Origin of the sequence: Billgrantia antri (assembly GCF_017868935.1) — a bacterium.
GTDB lineage: Bacteria > Pseudomonadota > Gammaproteobacteria > Pseudomonadales > Halomonadaceae > Halomonas > Halomonas antri.
Window position 1 is genome coordinate 3,734,216 of the sequence record NZ_CP053383.1, and the last position, 17,657, is coordinate 3,751,872.

General features: G+C 66.3%; 17 protein-coding genes. 11 read left to right on the top strand and 6 right to left on the bottom strand.

The window, feature by feature from the left end; genetic code table 11:
- Nucleotides 1-15: 15 nt before the first annotated feature.
- From HNO53_RS17245 to HNO53_RS17255, 3 genes are all read left to right on the top strand, one after another.
- Nucleotides 16-618, top strand: coding sequence for a 2-hydroxychromene-2-carboxylate isomerase (locus HNO53_RS17245; protein ID WP_209473818.1), 603 nt, complete (start codon nt 16-18; stop codon nt 616-618).
- Nucleotides 619-795: 177 nt separating this feature from the next.
- Complete coding sequence (locus HNO53_RS17250; protein ID WP_197451090.1) at nt 796-1,077, top strand: EF-hand domain-containing protein; 282 nt, start codon at nt 796-798, stop codon at nt 1,075-1,077.
- Between the two features lie 209 nt (nt 1,078-1,286).
- On the top strand, nt 1,287-1,826 hold the full coding sequence (locus HNO53_RS17255) for a helix-turn-helix domain-containing protein (protein WP_209473819.1): 540 nt from the start codon (nt 1,287-1,289) through the stop codon (nt 1,824-1,826).
- Between the two features lie 35 nt (nt 1,827-1,861).
- Here HNO53_RS17255 and HNO53_RS17260 read toward each other — a convergent pair whose 3' ends face one another.
- The gene (locus HNO53_RS17260; protein ID WP_209473820.1) at nt 1,862-2,476 is read right to left on the bottom strand and encodes a flavin reductase family protein; all 615 of its coding nucleotides are present in this window, start codon (nt 2,474-2,476) and stop codon (nt 1,862-1,864) included.
- Between the two features lie 58 nt (nt 2,477-2,534).
- Entirely contained in the window at nt 2,535-3,479 is a 945-nt protein-coding gene (locus HNO53_RS17265) for an AraC family transcriptional regulator (protein ID WP_242597459.1), read from the bottom strand.
- Between the two features lie 242 nt (nt 3,480-3,721).
- On the opposite strand from HNO53_RS17265, the gene HNO53_RS17270 reads away from it, so the two are divergent.
- Together HNO53_RS17270 and HNO53_RS17275 are read left to right on the top strand one after the other, a co-directional pair.
- Complete coding sequence (locus HNO53_RS17270; protein WP_209473821.1) at nt 3,722-4,444, top strand: SDR family oxidoreductase; 723 nt, start codon at nt 3,722-3,724, stop codon at nt 4,442-4,444.
- Between the two features lie 68 nt (nt 4,445-4,512).
- Nucleotides 4,513-4,785: an EF-hand domain-containing protein gene (locus HNO53_RS17275; protein WP_209473822.1), complete on the top strand. Its 273-nt coding sequence runs from the start codon at nt 4,513-4,515 to the stop codon at nt 4,783-4,785.
- Between the two features lie 111 nt (nt 4,786-4,896).
- Here HNO53_RS17275 and HNO53_RS17280 read toward each other — a convergent pair whose 3' ends face one another.
- Complete coding sequence (locus HNO53_RS17280; RefSeq protein ID WP_242597460.1) at nt 4,897-5,889, bottom strand: 5'-nucleotidase; 993 nt, start codon at nt 5,887-5,889, stop codon at nt 4,897-4,899.
- A 170-nt stretch (nt 5,890-6,059) separates the two neighbouring features.
- Here HNO53_RS17280 and recC point away from each other — a divergent pair, with 170 nt between their 5' ends.
- Complete coding sequence (recC, locus tag HNO53_RS17285) at nt 6,060-9,653, top strand: exodeoxyribonuclease V subunit gamma (protein ID WP_209473823.1); 3,594 nt, start codon at nt 6,060-6,062, stop codon at nt 9,651-9,653.
- 9 nt (nt 9,654-9,662) lie between these two features.
- Here recC and HNO53_RS17290 read toward each other — a convergent pair whose 3' ends face one another.
- Nucleotides 9,663-10,571 (bottom strand): polyprenyl synthetase family protein, encoded by a 909-nt coding sequence (locus tag HNO53_RS17290; RefSeq protein ID WP_209473824.1) that lies wholly within the window; start codon nt 10,569-10,571, stop codon nt 9,663-9,665.
- Nucleotides 10,572-10,760: 189 nt separating this feature from the next.
- Here HNO53_RS17290 and fni point away from each other — a divergent pair, with 189 nt between their 5' ends.
- From fni to crtB, 5 genes are read left to right on the top strand one after another with little or no spacing between them, the layout of a single operon-like run.
- Complete coding sequence (fni, locus tag HNO53_RS17295) at nt 10,761-11,807, top strand: type 2 isopentenyl-diphosphate Delta-isomerase (protein WP_209473825.1); 1,047 nt, start codon at nt 10,761-10,763, stop codon at nt 11,805-11,807.
- 1 nt (nt 11,808) lies between these two features.
- A complete protein-coding gene (locus HNO53_RS17300) occupies nt 11,809-13,068 on the top strand; it encodes a glycosyltransferase (RefSeq protein ID WP_209473826.1) in 1,260 nt (419 codons plus the stop codon).
- Nucleotides 13,065-14,267, top strand: coding sequence for a lycopene beta-cyclase CrtY (gene crtY / locus HNO53_RS17305; RefSeq protein WP_209473827.1), 1,203 nt, complete (start codon nt 13,065-13,067; stop codon nt 14,265-14,267). The genes HNO53_RS17300 and crtY overlap by 4 nt, the downstream gene beginning before the upstream one ends.
- Nucleotides 14,264-15,751 (top strand): phytoene desaturase, encoded by a 1,488-nt coding sequence (locus tag HNO53_RS17310; RefSeq protein ID WP_209473828.1) that lies wholly within the window; start codon nt 14,264-14,266, stop codon nt 15,749-15,751. Before crtY ends, HNO53_RS17310 begins: the two co-directional genes overlap by 4 nt.
- Nucleotides 15,748-16,683 carry a 15-cis-phytoene synthase CrtB gene (gene crtB / locus HNO53_RS17315; protein ID WP_209473829.1) on the top strand — a complete coding sequence of 312 codons (936 nt, stop codon included), beginning with the start codon at nt 15,748-15,750 and terminating at the stop codon, nt 16,681-16,683. The genes HNO53_RS17310 and crtB overlap by 4 nt, the downstream gene beginning before the upstream one ends.
- Here the strand turns inward: crtB and HNO53_RS17320 are convergent.
- The gene (locus HNO53_RS17320) at nt 16,622-17,173 is read right to left on the bottom strand and encodes a sterol desaturase family protein (RefSeq protein WP_209473830.1); all 552 of its coding nucleotides are present in this window, start codon (nt 17,171-17,173) and stop codon (nt 16,622-16,624) included. The two genes, crtB and HNO53_RS17320, sit on opposite strands and share 62 nt — an antisense overlap.
- Nucleotides 17,170-17,637, bottom strand: coding sequence for an FAD/FMN-containing dehydrogenase (locus HNO53_RS17325; protein ID WP_209473831.1), 468 nt, complete (start codon nt 17,635-17,637; stop codon nt 17,170-17,172). Before HNO53_RS17325 ends, HNO53_RS17320 begins: the two co-directional genes overlap by 4 nt.
- Between the last annotated feature and the right edge of the window lie 20 nt (nt 17,638-17,657).

A 17,657-nucleotide genomic window follows, 5' to 3' on the forward strand; every position in this document is an offset into this window, starting at 1 on the left:
CGAGAGGAGCCCCCCATGTCCAAGCGCATCACCTACTACTTCAGCCCGGTATCGCCCTGGAGTTACCTGGGACACGCCCGCCTCGGTGAGATCGCCGCCCGCCACGGCGCCACGGTCGACTATGTGCCGATCACGGTAAGCGGCATCTTCCCCAGAACGGGCGGGGTGCCGTTGCCCAAGCGCGCTCCCGAGCGCCAGGCCTACCGCCTGGCGGAGCTGAGGCGCTGGCCGCGCCTGCTGGGCATCCCGCTCAACCCGCAACCGAAGTACTTCCCCGTCGACGACCGCCCGGCGGCACGCCTGCTACTGACCGCCAAGGCCCGGGGCCACGACATCGCCGAGCTGACGCTGGCCATACAGCGGGCCTGCTGGGCCGAGGAGCGTGACATTGCCGACCACGCCACGCTAGGCGAGATCGCCGATAGCTACGGCCTGGACGGCCGGGCGCTACTGCAGGAAGCGGACACGGAGTCGGGCCAGCAGCGCCTCGATGAAGCCTGCGAGCAAGCCATCGCCGCCGGCTGCTTCGGTGCTCCTTGGTATGACGTCGACGGGGAGCCGTTCTGGGGGCAGGATCGGCTCGAACTGGTGGAAAAGAAACTGGCCGGGGAGCTTTAATCTCCTGCGGTGAAGAGTCGGCGTTCATGCGGTCACGACGACTCCATCGTTTGGCACAGCAGAAACGTGCAAACCACCGCACGGCCGGGCAAGCCTGGCCGTGGGCGACGTCCCATCATGGATATGACGAGTTGGCCCTGGCTCGTTCCCCATCAACCATGACAGGAGGTCGCCACCATGAGGCTTCGCACTCTAGCGCTACTGTTCACCCTGTCCCTCGTCCCCGGTACGGCGCTCGCCGATCGCCCGTCCCCCGAGGATGAGCCCATGATGACGCGTAGCGGCAGCATGCAGGCTCCCTTGATCAAGCGTCACTTCGACCAGCTCGATACCGACCGCGACGGGCGGCTGAATCAAGCCGAAACGGTTGGAGTCTCGTTGTCAGACGCGTTCTGGGAGCTCGACCGCAACCGCGACGGCTTTCTCAGCCGCCAGGAGTATGACTACCATCCCAACTGATCGCGCTATCTCTGCCCTGCCGACGCGAGTGCCTGAGCACTCGCGTCTGTGCTTGAGGAGGTAATTCAGCTGAACCGTAGGCTCGAATGGGAATGGTCGACGGTAGGGCTGGCCTATACTTCTTATCGGCCCGTTCAACGGAACCAGACCCTCTGAGCGATCAAGCCCCAGCTTCGCCCAGGATGTCCGAAACTTTCGGGGGCGATGCCATGACGCCGTTACCGGCCGGGACACAGCGAGTACCCAGCACCATCCACGAGTTGCGAGAACGACTCATCCAACTGCTCGACGAGGCCACGGCGACCCTGGCCCGGGACCAGGAAGCGGCACGCAACAGCCTGGCCCAGGCCCTGCTGCTGCTGGCCCAGGCGCCTTTGGCAACCGCGCCGGCACCGGCACTTCATGGCGGGCTCGTCGGCTGGCAGATCCGCCGCGTGATTGCCTTCGTCGACACCCACTTGGACGCGACGATCCACGTCAATGAGATGGCCGCCGAAGCACGACTCAGCCTCAGCCACTTCTCGCATGCCTTCAAGCTGACCTTCGGCGAACCGCCACTGGCCTACGTGAACCGCCGTCGCCTGGCCCGGGCCTGCGAGATGATGCTGGCCGGCAGCGAGCCGCTGTCGTACATCGCGCACGAATGCGGTTTCTACGACCAGTCGCACTTCACCCGCCACTTCCATCGGCGGCTGGGCATGACGCCCCAGCGCTGGCGCCGCCTGCACGCCGAAGAGCCCAATGACTGAGGCAACCAAGAACCTGTCGCCCAGTCACCACCAGCTCACGCCGGACGCTCCAGCCCGAACAGATCGCTGGTGCGGGCATAGTCGCTGCCCGCCATGCGGCCGATGGGCTTGAGCGCCTCGACGCTCACGTGACGCCCGTTCCAGATGGCATCATCAATGTGGATCGAGACCACTTCGGCCAGTACCAGGCAACCCGCCATGGGCTGGTCGCCGAAACGAACGATCTCACGCAGCCGACAGCCGAAGGCCACCGGGGCCGCCGCCACCCGCGGCACCGAGAGCCCCGGCATGGTCACCTTCTCCAGCCCCGCAAGGGCGAATTCGTCCTCTCCCGCCGGCAAGCTGGCGCTGGTGGCGTTCAGTTCATTGACCAGCGCCTCGCCGCTGATGTGCACCACGCACTCCGGCACCTGCTCCAGGTTGCGAATGGTGTCCTTGGGCTGGCCTTCGCCATTGAGCAGCGGAGAGAAGCCCAGCACCGGCGGCGCCACGCTCACCACGTTGAAGAAGGAGAACGGCGCCAGGTTGGTGTTGCCGTCTCGGTCATGGGTCGAGACCCAGGCGATGGGGCGCGGACAGATCGTGCCGCAGAACATGCGATAAATGGCCCCGCTGCTCAGCGGTGACTCTTCCAGCAGATAGTCGCTCATGGCCAGCCCTTGCTGCATTCGGTAAAGGCCTTCCATCCTACACCCGTCGCGGCACCGCTCAATGCGTCAGCGCCAGCCCCGCCGCCTGAGCCGGTGGCAACAACGCCAGCGAGGCCTTCATTTCACGCACTTCCTCACCGGGAGGCCGGCCGAAGAAGCGCTTGAACTCGCGGCTGAACTGCGAAGGGCTCTGGTAGCCCACCCGAGCAGCAGCAGCCGCTGCGGGCAGGCCATCACGGATCATCAGCAGCCGGGCCTGGTGCAGCCGCGTCGACTTGATGTACTGCAGCGGTGATGTCTGCGTTATCGCCTTGAAGTGCACATGGAAGACTGCCGTGCTCATGCCGACTTCGCTGGCCAGGCGCCCCACCTCCAGGGGCTCGGCATAATCCGCGTGGATGCGGTGCAGTGCCTTGGCGATCCTGCCGAACTGGCCCTGATGAGCCAGCGCCGCACGCACGCTTCCGCCCTGCTCGCCTACCAGTACGCGGAAACAGATCTCCCGCACGATGCCCGGCGCCAGCACCTGCGCCTCCAGCGGCGAGGCCAGCGCCTCGATCAGTCTGAGCGTGGCATCCGCCATGGGCTCGCCCAGCGGCGTCGAGAGCATGCCTCGCGGCGGCGCCACCGAGCGCTCGCCCAATTGGTCCAGCATGAACACCAGCTCCGCCACCACGGCCATGTCCAGGCGAATCGAAATGGCCAGCAGCGGCTCCTCCGGGCTGGCTTCGGTCTCGGATGCGAAAGGCAGCGGTACCGACAGTATGAGATAGTGCAGGGCATCGTAGAGATACACCTCATCGCCCAGATAGCCTCGCTTGCGCCCCTGGCACACGATGACGATGCTCGGCTCGTACAGTACCGGCGTCAGCTTCAATGAACGATTCGAGCGCAGGAAGCGCACCCCATCCAGCATGGATTGGGTGTAGCCCTCATGCGGCACGAGCCGATACAGCAGCTCGACCATTCGCTCACGAGGAAGGCTGGCGGGCCTCGATGTCATCGAACAAGCACCTTTTCACTTACTGACGGATTAATTTTTAGGCAACAATATTCTACATATTCCCGCACAAGAAAAGCCCGACCAATAGGATTAGGCAAAATTCTAATAGGATTTGCTCTATCGGCACCCACGCCGCCTCCGTAGGCTTGTTCCAACGACGCTCCCACCACAGGAATTCACGGATCGCTCATTGCGAGCTCGGTGGGAAAGTCCTCACAAGCCACCCATACGGAGCCTATCCCATGAGCAAAGTCATTCTTCTCACCGGCGCCAGCAGCGGCATTGGCGAAGCTACCGCGCGGTTACTGGCAAGTCACGGCCACCGGCTGGTCATCGGTGCACGCCGCACCGACAGGCTGGAAGCCCTGGCGCAAGCCATTCGCGCCGAGGGCGGCAGCGCGGATTACCGCGCGCTGGATGTCACCCAGCGGGATGACGTGCAGGCCTTCGCCGATGCCGCGCTGGAGATCCACGGGCGCATCGACGTCATCATCAACAATGCCGGCGTGATGCCGCTCTCCCCCCTGGCCTCGCTCAAGCTCGACGAGTGGGACCGCATGATCGACGTCAACATCCGCGGCGTGCTGCACGGCATCGCCGCCGTGCTTCCCACCATGCAGGCCCAGGGCAGCGGACAGGTGATCAATATCTCCTCCATCGGCGGCCTCTATGTGGTGCCCACCGCCGCCGTCTACTGCGCGACCAAATACGCCGTGCGAGCGATTTCCGACGGGCTGCGCCAAGAGCACGACAAGCTCCGCGTCACCTGCGTCTATCCCGGCGTGGTGGAGTCGGAGTTGGCCGACACCATCACCGATGCCGGCGCCGCCGAAGCGATGAAGAGTTTCCGTCAGATCGCGCTCAAGCCCGACGCCATCGCTGCGGCCATCGCCCATGTCATCAATCAGCCCGACGAGGTGGACACCAGCGAGATCGTGGTTCGCCCCACGGCCAGCCCGGCATGAGCCCGGGTGCAGTCGAGCAATCCACCGGCTCAACGTCATCAACCTACTTTTCGAAGGGAAATCAAACGATGAAAACTCTGAAAAGCGCGCTGCTCCTGGCACTGGCCCTTCCCGCGGGTGCCACCCTGGCCGAACAGGGCGAAGGTCCCCTGGTTCTGCCGCACCTCGCCTCCTCCAACACAGCCGGCCAGGACAGCTTCGACCGGCTGGATCTGGATAGCGATGGCGATATCTCCCGGCAGGAAGCCCAGGCGGGTTCGCTACCGGAAATCTTCGTGCTGATGGATCGCAACCACGATGGGCTGATCTCACGGCAGGAGTTCCACTATCGTGCTCGCTGACAATTCGGCACAGCACAACGCAGAAGCAGGCAAGCAATAGCTTTCAGCCTGCACTTTGATTAAGGGGGCCCTAGGCCCCCTTCGTCGTTTTTTGGCAGGCCCCCGCTAATCTCATGGCAAATTCTCTTCAGGCAGGGAGTGAACAGCTCGGCTTGTCTCCTCCTCTCCGGAAACGAGGCCCTGGTTGAGCTGCCCGAACGGCACATGCACCGACGGCAGGATGTCGCTGGTGGCCGAGAGATGGGAGGCCTGATCGTCGAAGAAGATATGCGGCTTGATGATGCCGAGGACATGCTCCTTGGCAATGCCGCCGAGGAAATAGGCCTCGTTGACGGTCACGCCCCAGCTGCGCATGGTATGGATGACCCGTTCATGAGCCGGCGCGTTGCGGGCCGTCACGATGGATACCCTGACCTTGGGACGGTAGTCGCCCTGGGTTTCCTCCTCGCGCTGCTTCTCCAGCAACTGGATATGGGCCAGCTTGCGCAGGAAAACGGCCAGCAAGCCCGCCTCCGCGGGCACCTGTGCATTGGCCCGCTCGTAGTCGCGGAACGCTTCGATCCCCTGCTGCTGGTAGATGGTTTCGGACTCGTCGGTGACCAGCACGCCATCGAAGTCGAAGGCGATGCGCAGCTCCTCTTCGTCGGTCAGGTCGAGATCGCCCGACGACAGCACCTGTCCCGCCGGATGCCCGGCCAGGATCGCCTGGTCGACGTCCTGACGATTGGCCGACAGGAAGAGGCTGATGTTCAATGCCGGGATGAAGCGGTGGGGATAGCGCCCTTGCAGGAAGATGGCCCGCGTTATGCCCAGTTCATGGTGTTCGATGGATTTCATGACGCGCAGTCCGGTTTCCGGATCATTGCGCGAAAGCAGCACCACCTCGATGGGCGGGTTGTCCGGGCTAAGCTCGTTCAACGACAGCAGACGCTTGATGAACGGAAAGGCAACGCCAGTGTTTAACGGCTTGTTCTCGTTGTCCCGCTGATAGACGCGATAGGACGCCTCGCCCTGCTCGCGAAAGACCCGATCGGACTCCGCTAGATCGAACAAGGCGCTGGATGCCAGCCCGATTACCAGGCGTTCGCTGAGATCGTAGGCCATGGTCGTCCCTGATGAAGAAGTGCAATGCACGATCTCCAGACCATGCCTCAGCGCTCCCTGCCAGACAAGCGCCTATGCGTATAGGCGTCTCGGCTTGGAACCGCATGACGGTAAAAGCTTAAACCTGTAAAACTGCAAAACTGTATTCAAGTTCGCAGCAAGGACCCGCCATGCCATTCGCCGCTTCCCAGGAGAATGCCCTCACCCCCGGCTTCATGGTCGTTCACGGCAATCGCCTGGAGGACCTGCGCGGCGTGGCGGTGGAGTGGATGAAGCGCCACCCGCTCGCGCCGCTGGAAAACGAGACCATCCTGGTGCAGAGCAACGGCATCGGCCAGTGGATGAAGCTGGCGCTGGCTGCCGATGAGGCCGACGGCGGCAGCGGTATCGCCGCCGCGCTCGACGTCACCCTGCCGGCGCGCTTCCTGTGGCAGGCTTACCGCGCGGTGCTCAACCACGTGGAAGGCGACCCCAACGCGGTGCCGGCCACCTCGCCCTTCGACAAGTCGCACCTGCTGTGGCGGCTGCTGCGCCTGCTGCCGGAGCTGATGCCGCGCGATGAGTTCGCTCCGCTGCGCCGCTTCCTCGAAGGCGACAGCGACCTGCGCAAGCACCACCAGCTCGCCGAGCGCTTGGCCGACCTGCTCGATCAGTACCAGGTGTACCGCGCCGACTGGCTCGAGGCCTGGTCCCGCGGCGAGGACGTGCTGATCTCCGCCCGCGGCGAGGCCCGCCAGCTCGACGACACCCAGCGCTGGCAGCCCGCCCTGTGGCGGGCCGTGGTGAAAAGCGTTGCCGAAGACGTGGGCGATGACGGCGTCGCCTCCAGCCGCGCCATGGTGCACCGCCGTTTTCTTGACGCCGCCCGCGAGCTTCATGGAGGCGAATGCCCACCCGGCCTGCCGCGGCGGGTGATGGTGTTCGGTATTTCATCGCTGCCGCAGCAGGCGCTGGAAGCCCTGGCCGCCATCGCCCGCTGCTGTCAGGTCGTGCTGTGCGTGCACAACCCCTGCCAGCACTACTGGGCCGACATCATCGAGCACAAGGAGCTTTTAAGATCAGCGCGAAGGCGGCAGCGGCGCAAGGCCGGCATGCCCGAACGGCTCGACGTACTCGGCGATGGAGATGGCGAAGAGAGCCTGCATCTGCACGCCCAGCCGCTGCTGGCCGCCTGGGGCAAGCAGGGCCGCGACTACCTGCGCCTGCTGGACGAACACGACGACGCCCAGCAGTACGAACGCCTGTTCGCCGCCGACTCGCTGCGCATCGACCTGTTCGAGCCCTTCGTACGCGAAGGCGACGGCCGGCTGCTGCAGCAGTTGCAAGACGACATCCGCGAACTGCGCCCACTGCACGAGACCCGCGAAACCTGGCCGGCGGTGGACTCGGCTCGCGACGACTCCATCGTCTTCCACGTCGCCCACAGCCCCCAGCGCGAAGTGGAGATCCTGCACGACCAGCTGCTCGCCGCCTTCAGCGCCGACCCCGACCTCAAGCCCCGCGACGTGATCGTCATGGTGCCGGACATCGACCACTACGCGCCGCATGTACAGGCAGTCTTTGGTCAATATGCGAGAGGGCAGATCGAGCGCGACGATCCGCGCTACATTCCCTTCACGCTCTCCGATCAGGGCAGCCGCCACCGCCAGCCGCTGTTGATCGCGCTGGAGAAGCTGCTGCGCCTGCCGGAACTGCGCCTCTCGGTGAGCGACCTGCTCGACCTGCTCGACGTGCCCGCCCTGCGTGCGCGTTTCGGCATCCAGGAAGACGACGTACCCACCCTGCGTCGCTGGGTCGAGGGCGCCGGCATCCGCTGGGGGCTCGACGCCGGCCAGCGCGGCAGCCTCGACCTGCCCGCCGGCATGGAGCAGAACACCTGGGCCTTCGGCCTGCGCCGGCTGCTGCTGGGCTACGCCGTGGGCGAAGCCGCGAGTGGCCCCTGGCAGGGCATCGAGCCGTTCGACGACATCGGCGGGCTGGAAGCGGCGCTGGCCGGCCCGCTGGCCGCGCTGCTGGAAACCCTGGAACAGCAGTGGCGCAGCCTGCGCGAACCCACCGACGTGGCCGGCTGGGTGCAGCGCCTGCGCGCCCTGCTGGAGGCGAGTTTTCTGGCGGAAGCGCCTGAAGACAGCCTGATGCTGGCCCAGCTCGAACAGGCGCTGCAGAGCTGGCAGGAGAGCGCCGAGGAAGCCGGCCTGACCCGCGAGCTTCCGCTCTCGGTAGTGCGCGAGCACTGGCTGAGCCAGATCGACGAGCCAAGCCTGTCGCAGCGCTTCCTCGCCGGGGCGGTGAACTTTGCCACCCTGATGCCGATGCGCGCCATCCCCTTCAAGCGGGTGTGCCTGCTGGGCATGAACGACGGCGACTACCCGCGCAGCCACCCGCCGATGGACTTCGACCTGATGAACGGCGACTACCGTCCCGGCGACCGCTCGCGCCGCGAGGACGACCGCTACCTGTTCCTCGAGGCCCTGCTCTCCGCCCGCGAACAGCTCTATGTGAGCTGGGTGGGTCGCAGCATCGTCGACAACAGCGAGAAACCGCCCTCGGTGCTGGTCGGCCAGCTACGCGATCATCTCGAAGCGGGATGGCAGACGACCGACGGCAGCAACCTGCTCGAAGCCCTCTCCACCGAGCATCCGCTGCAGCCGTTCAGCCGCAGCTACTTTCCCAGCGAGGTGCAGCAGGCCGAGCGCAGCGTTTCGGCCCAGCGATTGTTCACCTACGCCCACGAGTGGCGCGAGGTGCATGGAGAAACGGCTGCATCGGAAGCGGCCGTAGAACTCAAGGAGTTCACACATGAAGCTCCTTTGACGCTGGCACAGCTCGGCAATTTCCTGCGCGACCCGGCACGCGCCTTCTTCACTACCCGCCTCAAGGTTCATCTCGAACGTGAGGACATCGTCAGCCTCGACCACGAACCCTTCGCCCTGGACGGCCTGGCCAACTGGCAATTGCAGGACCTGCTGATTCGCGAGCAGCGCCGCGCAGTGGACGAAGGCCAGCCCCGCGAGCCCGCCATGCTCGATACCCTCGACCGGCTACAGGGCCAAGGCGTGCTGGCCATGGGTGCCTTCGGCGAGCGCATGCGCGACCAGCTCATTGAACCCATGTCGGAGCTGTTCGAGTCCTACGAGGAAGCCCTGGCAGCATGGCCCCGTGCGGTGGAGGAACCCGAACCAGTGCAGCTCAACGTACCCGGCGCGCCGCCGTTGGAAGACTGGCTCGACGAACTGCGCGAAAGCGAAGCGGGTGAGCGCTGCCGCCTTGTGCTCGCCAGCAGTAGCCTGGTGAAGAAGGGAAAGTACCGCTGGTCGCATATCCTGCGCCACTGGGTCGCGCACCTGGCCGGGCACCTGAACGACAGGCCCATGACCACCCTGCTGCTCTCCAAGGCCGGCCACGTCACCCTGCCGCCCCTCGACCCGGAAGCCGCCCGCGGGCACCTGCGCGAGATCGTCCGCACCTGGCAGGCCGGCATGCGCCAGCCGCTGCCGCTGGCCTGCGACACCGCCTTCGTGTGGCTGAGCAAATTGGGAACACCGGAGAGCGAGCGCGCCAGCGACGCCTGGCGCGCCGCCGCCAGCACCTACGAAGGCGATTCGTTCAACGCCGGCGAGGCGGGCCGCAACGCCTACCTCGCCCACCGCTGGCCGAGTTTTACCGCGCTCTATGAAGCCCGCCAGGACAGCCTCGGCTTCGCCGAACTCAGCGAACGGTTGTTAGCCCCGGTGCATCAGGCGGTCAAGGGGAAAAGATCTTGAGCCGTCGCCTCAGGTAGGACTCATCAGCCGCACGCAGAGCGCCTCGACGTAGCGCCGGATCGGCTGCTCCGGCGGGAAGACCGCCGCCAGATGCCGCTCGGCCTGCTCCAGCTGGCTGCCGAGCCGCCACCGCACCGTTTCCGCCCCGAGCAGGGCAATCAGCGTCGTCTTGCCTCGATCCTGCCCCGCATCCTTGCCAGTGCCGCCGCTCTCGTCGATGAGATCGTCGTAGTGCTGGAAGGCCTGGCCCAGCGCCTGGGCAAAAAGGCTCAGCTCGGTCGTGGCCCTTTCGTCCGCCTTGGCGACGACAGCCGCCATGAGCATGGCGGCTTCGAACAGCGCCCCCGTCTTGAGCGCGTTGGTGGTCGCCACGGCCTGCGCCGAACGCAGGCGCGGGTCGGCGTGCAGGTCACGATACTGCCCCTTCACCAGGCCCCGCATACCCGACGCATCGGCCAGCCTCGCGACCAGTTGCGCTCGCGCCTCGGCCGGTACACTCGGCGTCGAGGCTACCAGGCGAAAAGCCTCGGCCAGCAAGGCCACGGCGGCGAGCACCGCCACGTCCTCGCCGAACTGGCGGTGAATCGTAGGCTGGCCCCGTCGCAGTTGGGCGTTGTCCATGCAGGGCAGGTCGTCGAGTATCAGCGAAGCACCATGGACCATTTCCGTGGCGCACCCCAGATCCACCAGGGCTGAGCCATCGCTACCCAAGCCCTGCCCGGCCAGCACCAGCAGCATCGGCCTGATGCGCTTTCCCGGCGAGAGCAGGCACGCCCGCATGGCGAGCCCCACCGGATCTTCCTCGCCCTCCGCCATGGGCAGCAACGCCTCCAGTCGCACGACAAGGCGATCGCGAAGCTCGTCGAACTCATCAGGGCCCTGGGAAACGCCGTCGATTCGTGGCACGGGTAGGTTCATTGCGCAATTCTCCTTCAGGCGCCAGCCAAGACGAGCTATAGATAACGCCATGGATACTGCTGGTTGACGCGTCATGCTATTAGACTAGGATCTTATACAAGCGTTGCACAAGAACTATATCCTAGTAATATAGACGCTGATTCGACGAGACGCTCCGGCTCGGCAATTCTGCTTCCCAGGAGGCACATCATGGCCGACGATGACCTGGTCCACCGCAAGAACGATCACCTGAACATCGTGCTGGGCATGGAGCAGGCCGCTTCCCAAGTGACTAGCGGCCTGTCGCGCTATCGCTTCCGTCACTGCGCCCTGCCGGAGATGAACCTCGACGCCATCGACCTGGGCACGACCTGGTTCGACAAGCCGCTTCGCGCCCCGATGTTGATCAGTTCCATGACCGGCGGCGCCACCCGGGCGGCGGCGATCAATCATCACCTTGCGGAGGCGGCCGAGGCCCTGGGGATTGCGCTGGGAGTGGGCTCGCAACGTGTCGCCCTGCAGTCCGGCGCCGATCATGGCCTGACCCATGACCTGCGGCGCTTCGCCCCCAACGTGCCGCTGCTCGGCAACATCGGCGCAGCGCAACTGCTCGAGCCCCAGGGGATCGAGTGGGCCAGACGCGCCGTGGGGATGATCGCCGCCGATGCGCTGATCGTGCATCTCAACCCGCTGCAGGAGGCCGTTCAGGCCGGTGGCGACCGTGACTGGAGCGGCGTGCTGCAGGCCATCGAACGTCTGGTCCTGGCACTCGACGTGCCGGTCGTGGTGAAGGAGGTGGGCGCCGGGATATCGGCCCCGGTGGCACAGTCGCTGGTAGCGGCCGGTGTGGCAGCGATCGACGTGGCGGGCGCCGGCGGCACCAGCTGGGCCCAGGTAGAGGGCGAGCGTGCCAGGAACGAAAGTGCACGACGGGTGGCGATGGCCTTCGCCGACTGGGGCATTCCCACGGCCGAGGCACTGGTGAGCGTTCGCCGGGCACTGCCGGATACCCCGCTGATCGCTTCGGGCGGCATCCGCAACGGCGTTGAAGTCGCCAAGGCGATCCGCCTGGGAGCCGACCTGGTGGCGCAGGCCGCCGCGGTACTGCAGAGTGCCATGCACTCGACCGAGGCCGTCATCGAGCACTTCCAGGTCGTCATCGAGCAGCTGCGAATCGCCTGCTTCTGCACCGGCAGCGCCAATCTCGCCGAGCTGCGCCGTGCCCCGCTGATACCGCCTGACGAACTGCCGTCCTGACATGGCACGCCATATCGGTGTCGTCGCACCGCCCTTTCCCAGCCACTTCCACGCCCTGCAGGCCCTGGCCGACGCGCTGGTCGAACGTGGCCACCGAGTCACCTTCCTGCACCAGCAGGAGGCCGCCCGCTGGCTCGACTCTCCTCAGGTTTCCTTCAGTGCCGTGGGTCATACCAGCCATCCGCCTGGTGCCCTGGCACGTAGCCTGCGCCTGGCGGCCCAGCCGGGCGGACCGCTGGGGCTGCGCCGCCTGATCGCCGACCTGAGCCACACCACCGACATGCTGTGTCGCGAGCTGCCCCGTGCGCTCGACGAGCTTGGCATCGACGCCCTGATCTGCGACCAGATGGAGGCGGCCGGCGGGCTGGTGGCCGAGGCCAGCGGGCGGCCCTTCGTCTCGGTCGCCTGCGCCCTGCCGGTCAATCGCGAGCCCGGCCTGCCGCTGCCGGTGATGCCGTTTGCCTATGGTCGCAGCGAGCGGCACCAGCAGCTCTATGCCAGCAGTGAGCGGACCTACGACCTGCTCATGGCGAAGCATCGCCGCACCGTGGCCCGGCATGCCGCGTTGCTCGGGCTCTCGCCACGGAGCGGGCTGCATGAGTGCCTCTCACCCTACGCCCAGATCAGCCAGACGGTGGCGGGCCTCGAGCTGCCCCGCCGCGACCTGCCCGCGCATTTCCACCACGTCGGCCCTCTGCGCCCTTCGGCGACCTCCCAGTGGGAGACGGCGCCAAGGCTGTCCCCCGACAAGCCCGTGATCTTCGCCTCGCTGGGCACACTGCAAGGCCATCGCTTCGCGCTGTTCCGCCGCATCGTGCGGGCCTGCGCTGCCTTGGACGTACAGCTGCTGGTGGCGCATTGCGGCGGCCTCGATCGCAGGCAGGAAGAGAGGCTCCTGCAGGAGGGAGCCATCCAGGTGACGGACGTTTTTCCACAGCGTGCCGTACTGTCGCGCGCCGATGCGGTGATCACGCATGGCGGGCTCAACACGGTGATGGATGCCCTGGTGGCGCGCACGCCGATGCTGGTGCTGCCCCTTGCCTTCGACCAACCGGGCGTCGCCACGCGCGTCCAGCATGCCGGCGTGGGGCTGCGCGCCTCGCCACGTGTCGACGGTCATCGCGCATTGAGCGGCAAGCTGGAGGCCTTGCTCGGGGAAACCGGCTTCGCCGCCGCCCTGACCCGCCTGGGAAAGGAAGTCGAAGCCGCCGGCGGCACGCCTCGCGCGGCGGACATCGTCGAGGAGGCCATTCGCTCATGACGGCCCGGCACGATCTGATCCTGGTGGGAGGTGGCCTGGCCAATGGCCTGATCGCGCTGCGCCTCAAGCAGGTCCGTCCCGAACTCGATGTGCTCGTCCTCGAGCAGGACGCCGCGCCGGGTGGCAACCATACCTGGTCGTTTCACGACAGCGACCTCACCCCCGCGCAGTGGAACTGGATCGGCCCGCTGGTGAGCTGTCGCTGGGCGCATCACGAGGTGCGCTTCCCCCAGCGCCGGCGCACCCTGCACAGCGGCTATGCCAGCATCTTCTCGCAGGACTTCGCCCTCGTGCTGCGCGAAACACTCGGCAGTGCCCTGCGGGTCGAGGTGCGCGCCTCGCAGCTCGGCCCCACCCAGGTGCGCCTGGAGGATGGCCACACCCTGCATGCCGGTGCGGTGATCGATGGGCGCGGTGTGGCGACGAGCCCGCACCTGGCGCTGGGCTACCAGGCCTTTCTCGGCCAGGAACTCAGGCTGGCGCAGCCCCATGGTCTCTCGGGACCCATCCTGATGGATGCCACGGTAGCCCAGGGCCAGGGCTACCGCTTCGTCTACGTGCTGCCCTTCACCCGGGACACGCTGCTGATCGAAGACACGCATTATGTTGATAGCAACCAGGTCGACACTAGCCAGGGCGACAAGGGGAGGCTCGATCCTCAACATCTTCGCGACAACATCGCCGACTATGCATACGCCACCGGCTGGCAGGTGCAGGCGATGCTGCGCGAGGAAAGCGGCGTGCTGCCCATCACGCTGGCCGGCGACTTCGAGGCCTTCTGGCGCGAGGCCGATTCCCAGCCGCGCAGCGGCCTGCGCGCCGGATTGTTCCACCCCACCACCGGCTATTCGCTGCCCCATGCCGTGCGCCTGGCCGAACGCATCGCCCGCCTCGACGACCTGAGCGCGCCGGCCCTGTTCGACGCCATTCGTCGCGAGGCGCTCGGCGAGTGGCGGCGCCAGGGCTATTTTCGCCTGCTCAACCGCATGCTGTTCCTGGCCGGGCGCCCCGAGCAGCGCTGGCGGGTCATGCAACGCTTCTACGGCCTGCCGGAACCTCTTGTACAACGCTTCTACGCCGGGCGACTGACCGCCCTGGACAAGTTGCGCATCGTCAGCGGCAAGCCCCCTGTGCCCATGGGCGAAGCCCTGCGTGCCGCGCGGCTCGGCTCCCCTCATCAGATCAGGACAGCCAAATGACAGATTCTCCTCGCGCCGTCGTCATCGGCGCCGGTTTCGGCGGCCTGGCGCTCGCCATTCGCCTGCAGGCCGGTGGCTATCGCACCACCCTGCTGGAGAAGCGCGACAAGCCCGGCGGGCGTGCCTACGTCTATGAGGACAAGGGCTTCACCTTCGACGCCGGCCCCACGGTGATCACCGACCCCAGCGCGCTCGAGGAGCTGTTCGCCCTGAGCGGTCGACGCATGGCCGACTACGTCGAGCTGCTGCCGGTCACGCCCTTCTATCGGCTGTGCTGGGAGAATGGTCCGGCCTTCGACTACCTCAACGACCAGGCCGAACTCGAACGGCAGATCGCCCAGCGCAACCCCGCCGACGTGGAGGGCTATCGCCGCTTCCTGGCCTATTCGCAAGCGGTATTCGAAGAGGGCTATCGCAAGCTCGGCGCAGTGCCGTTCCTCAGCTTTCGCGACATGGCTCGCGCCGGGCCACAGCTCGCTCGGCTGCAGGCCTGGAGGAGCGTCTACGCCATGGTGTCGCGCTTCGTCCGCGACGAGCACCTGCGTCAGGCTCTCTCCTTTCATTCGCTGCTGGTGGGCGGCAACCCCTTCGCCACCTCGTCGATCTACACCCTGATCCATGCGCTGGAGCGTGAATGGGGGGTATGGTTCCCGCGCGGCGGCACCGGCGCGCTGGTGCAGGGAATGGTGACCCTGTTCGAGGAGCTGGGCGGCCAGCTTGAGCTCAACGCCAGCGTGGATCGCATCGAGGTCGAGCAGGAGCGAGTGACGGCGGTACACCTTGCCGACGGTCGTCGCTTCGAGACCGACGCCCTGGCCTCGAACGCCGACGTGATGCATACCTACGGCCACCTGCTTCGCGGCCACCCGCGAGGCGTCGGCGAGGCCAGGCGCCTAGCCGGCAAGCGCTTCAGCATGTCGCTGTTCGTGATCTACTTCGGCCTGGATATGCCACCCCCTCCCGAGCTGGCGCACCATACCGTCTGCTTCGGCCCACGCTATCGCGAGCTGATCGACGAGATCTTCCACGCCAAGACCCTGGCCGACGACTTCTCACTCTACCTGCACGCCCCCTGCGTGACCGACCCCTCGCTGGCCCCTCCCGGCGGCAGCGCCCACTATGTTCTGGCGCCGGTACCGCACCTGGGCAATGCACCCATCGACTGGGCACGGGAAGGGCCGCGCTACCGCGATCGCATCCTCGACTACCTGGAGCAACACCATATACCGGGCCTGCGCGAGCACCTGGTCACCTGTCGCCACTTCACGCCCGAAGATTTCCGCGACGAACTCAACGCGCACCTCGGCTCGGCCTTCTCGCTGGAGCCGATCCTCACCCAGAGCGCCTGGTTCCGCCCGCACAACCGCGACGACCGGATCGAGAACCTCTACCTGGTGGGCGCCGGCACCCACCCCGGTGCCGGGGTACCGGGAGTGATCGGGTCGGCCAAGGCGACGGCCGGACTGATGCTGGAACGGACATGAACGAGACCCTCGCTGCTCACGCCGCCCGCACCATCCAGGCCGGCTCGAAGAGCTTCGCCACCGCCGCCAAGCTGTTCGCCCCCGCCACCCGTCGCAGCGCCGTGATGCTCTACGCCTGGTGCCGCCACTGCGACGACGTGGTGGACGGCCAGTCGCTGGGGTTTGCCGACGAGCCAAGCGACGCCCGCCATGGCATGGAAGGCCGTCAGCGCCTCGCCGAACTGCGCGACCTGACCCGCCGCGCCTACGCCGGGGAAGCGATGAGCGAACCGGCCTTCGCCGCCTTTCAGGACGTGATACAGCGACACGCCATCCCCGAGCGCTACCCCCTTGAGCACCTGGCGGGCTTCGCCATGGACGTCGACGAGACCCGCTACGTCAGCTTCGACGATACCCTGCGCTACTGCTACGGCGTGGCCGGTGTGGTGGGAATCATGATGGCGCACATCATGGGAGTGGAAGAGGAGACGACGCTGGATCGCGCCTGCGACCTGGGCCTGGCCTTCCAACTGACCAACATTGCCCGCGACATCGTGGAGGATGCCAGGATGAACCGCTGCTACCTGCCCGCCGAGTGGCTGCGTGAAGCCGGCATCCCCGAAGGCGAGGTCGCCGACCCGGCGCACCGCCCCGCCCTGGCGAGACTGGCGGCGCGCCTGGTCGATGCCGCCGAGCCGTATTACGCCTCCGCACGCGGCGGGTTATTCGCACTGCCGCTGCGCTCGGCCTGGGCGATCGCCACGGCCCACGGCGTGTACCGGGAGATAGGCATCAAGGTGAAGCGCCGCGGCCCTCACGCCTGGGACAGGCGGGTCTCGACCGGCAAGGCCGAGAAGCTGCGGCTGCTGGCCTTGGGCGCGAGAATGGCCGTCACGTCTCGCGGCGAGACGCCTGCCCCGCGTCCGGCGTCGCTGTGGCAGCGTCCTCGCTAGCCAGCGGCCCGCCATGCCGCTCGCGCAGCTGGCGCTTGAGCCTGGCGACCGGAGGCGCGAACAGAAAGCCGAACGACACGCAGCCCTCGCGGCCGCGCACGGCATGATGCATCAGGTGGGCCTGGTAGAGCCGCTTGAGGTAACCCTTGCGCGGCACGTAACGAAACGGCCAGCGCTGATGCACCAGGCCATCGTGGGCAACGAAGTAAAGAAAGCCATAGGCGGTCATGCCCGCCCCGATCCACTGCAACGGGTATTTCCCCGCGGTGCCCAGCGCGATCAGCACGATGGCAATGCTGGCAAACACCACGGCGTAGAGATCGTTCTTCTCGAACCAGCCGCGTCGCTCGGGGGAACCGGGCGGCTCATGGTGCGACCGATGCCAGCCCCATCCCCAGCCGTGCATGATGTACTTGTGCGCAAACCAGGCGAACAGCTCCATGCCGACCACGGTCAGCACTACGATCAGGACGGGGGCGATCACGCTCATCTCGGCAATGCCTCCAGGGCCTGGCGCAAGGCCTCCGGGGAATCGTAAGTGCGCCGCTCCTCGACCACCAGCCCCTCCAGGCCAAGCCACAATACCTCGTCGCCCTGGCCGAGATGCGCCGGCGCCACCTTGCTGTCGTAGTCGAGCAGGACACTGTAGGACGCCGAGCGCATCGCGGGCACCATCACCATGCGCGTGATCATCTTCGGCATTCGCGAGACATCGGCCACGTAAAGCGCCATGTGCGACTCGAGGAAACCCTCCGGCAGCCCCTCCAGTGCTTCGTTCACCACATCGGCTGCCTTGCGGCTGCTGGCCACCAGCAGCAAGCGAGTCTCGGGCGCGATCATCACGGGATCGCCAAACTGATCCTCCAGGGTCCATGCCCTTACCCGTTCCCCTTCGGACTTGGCCTGCGCGGCAACGCTGCACAGCATCAACAGCAAGATGGTCAGGAGTCTCATCGACGCCTCCTCATCAAGTT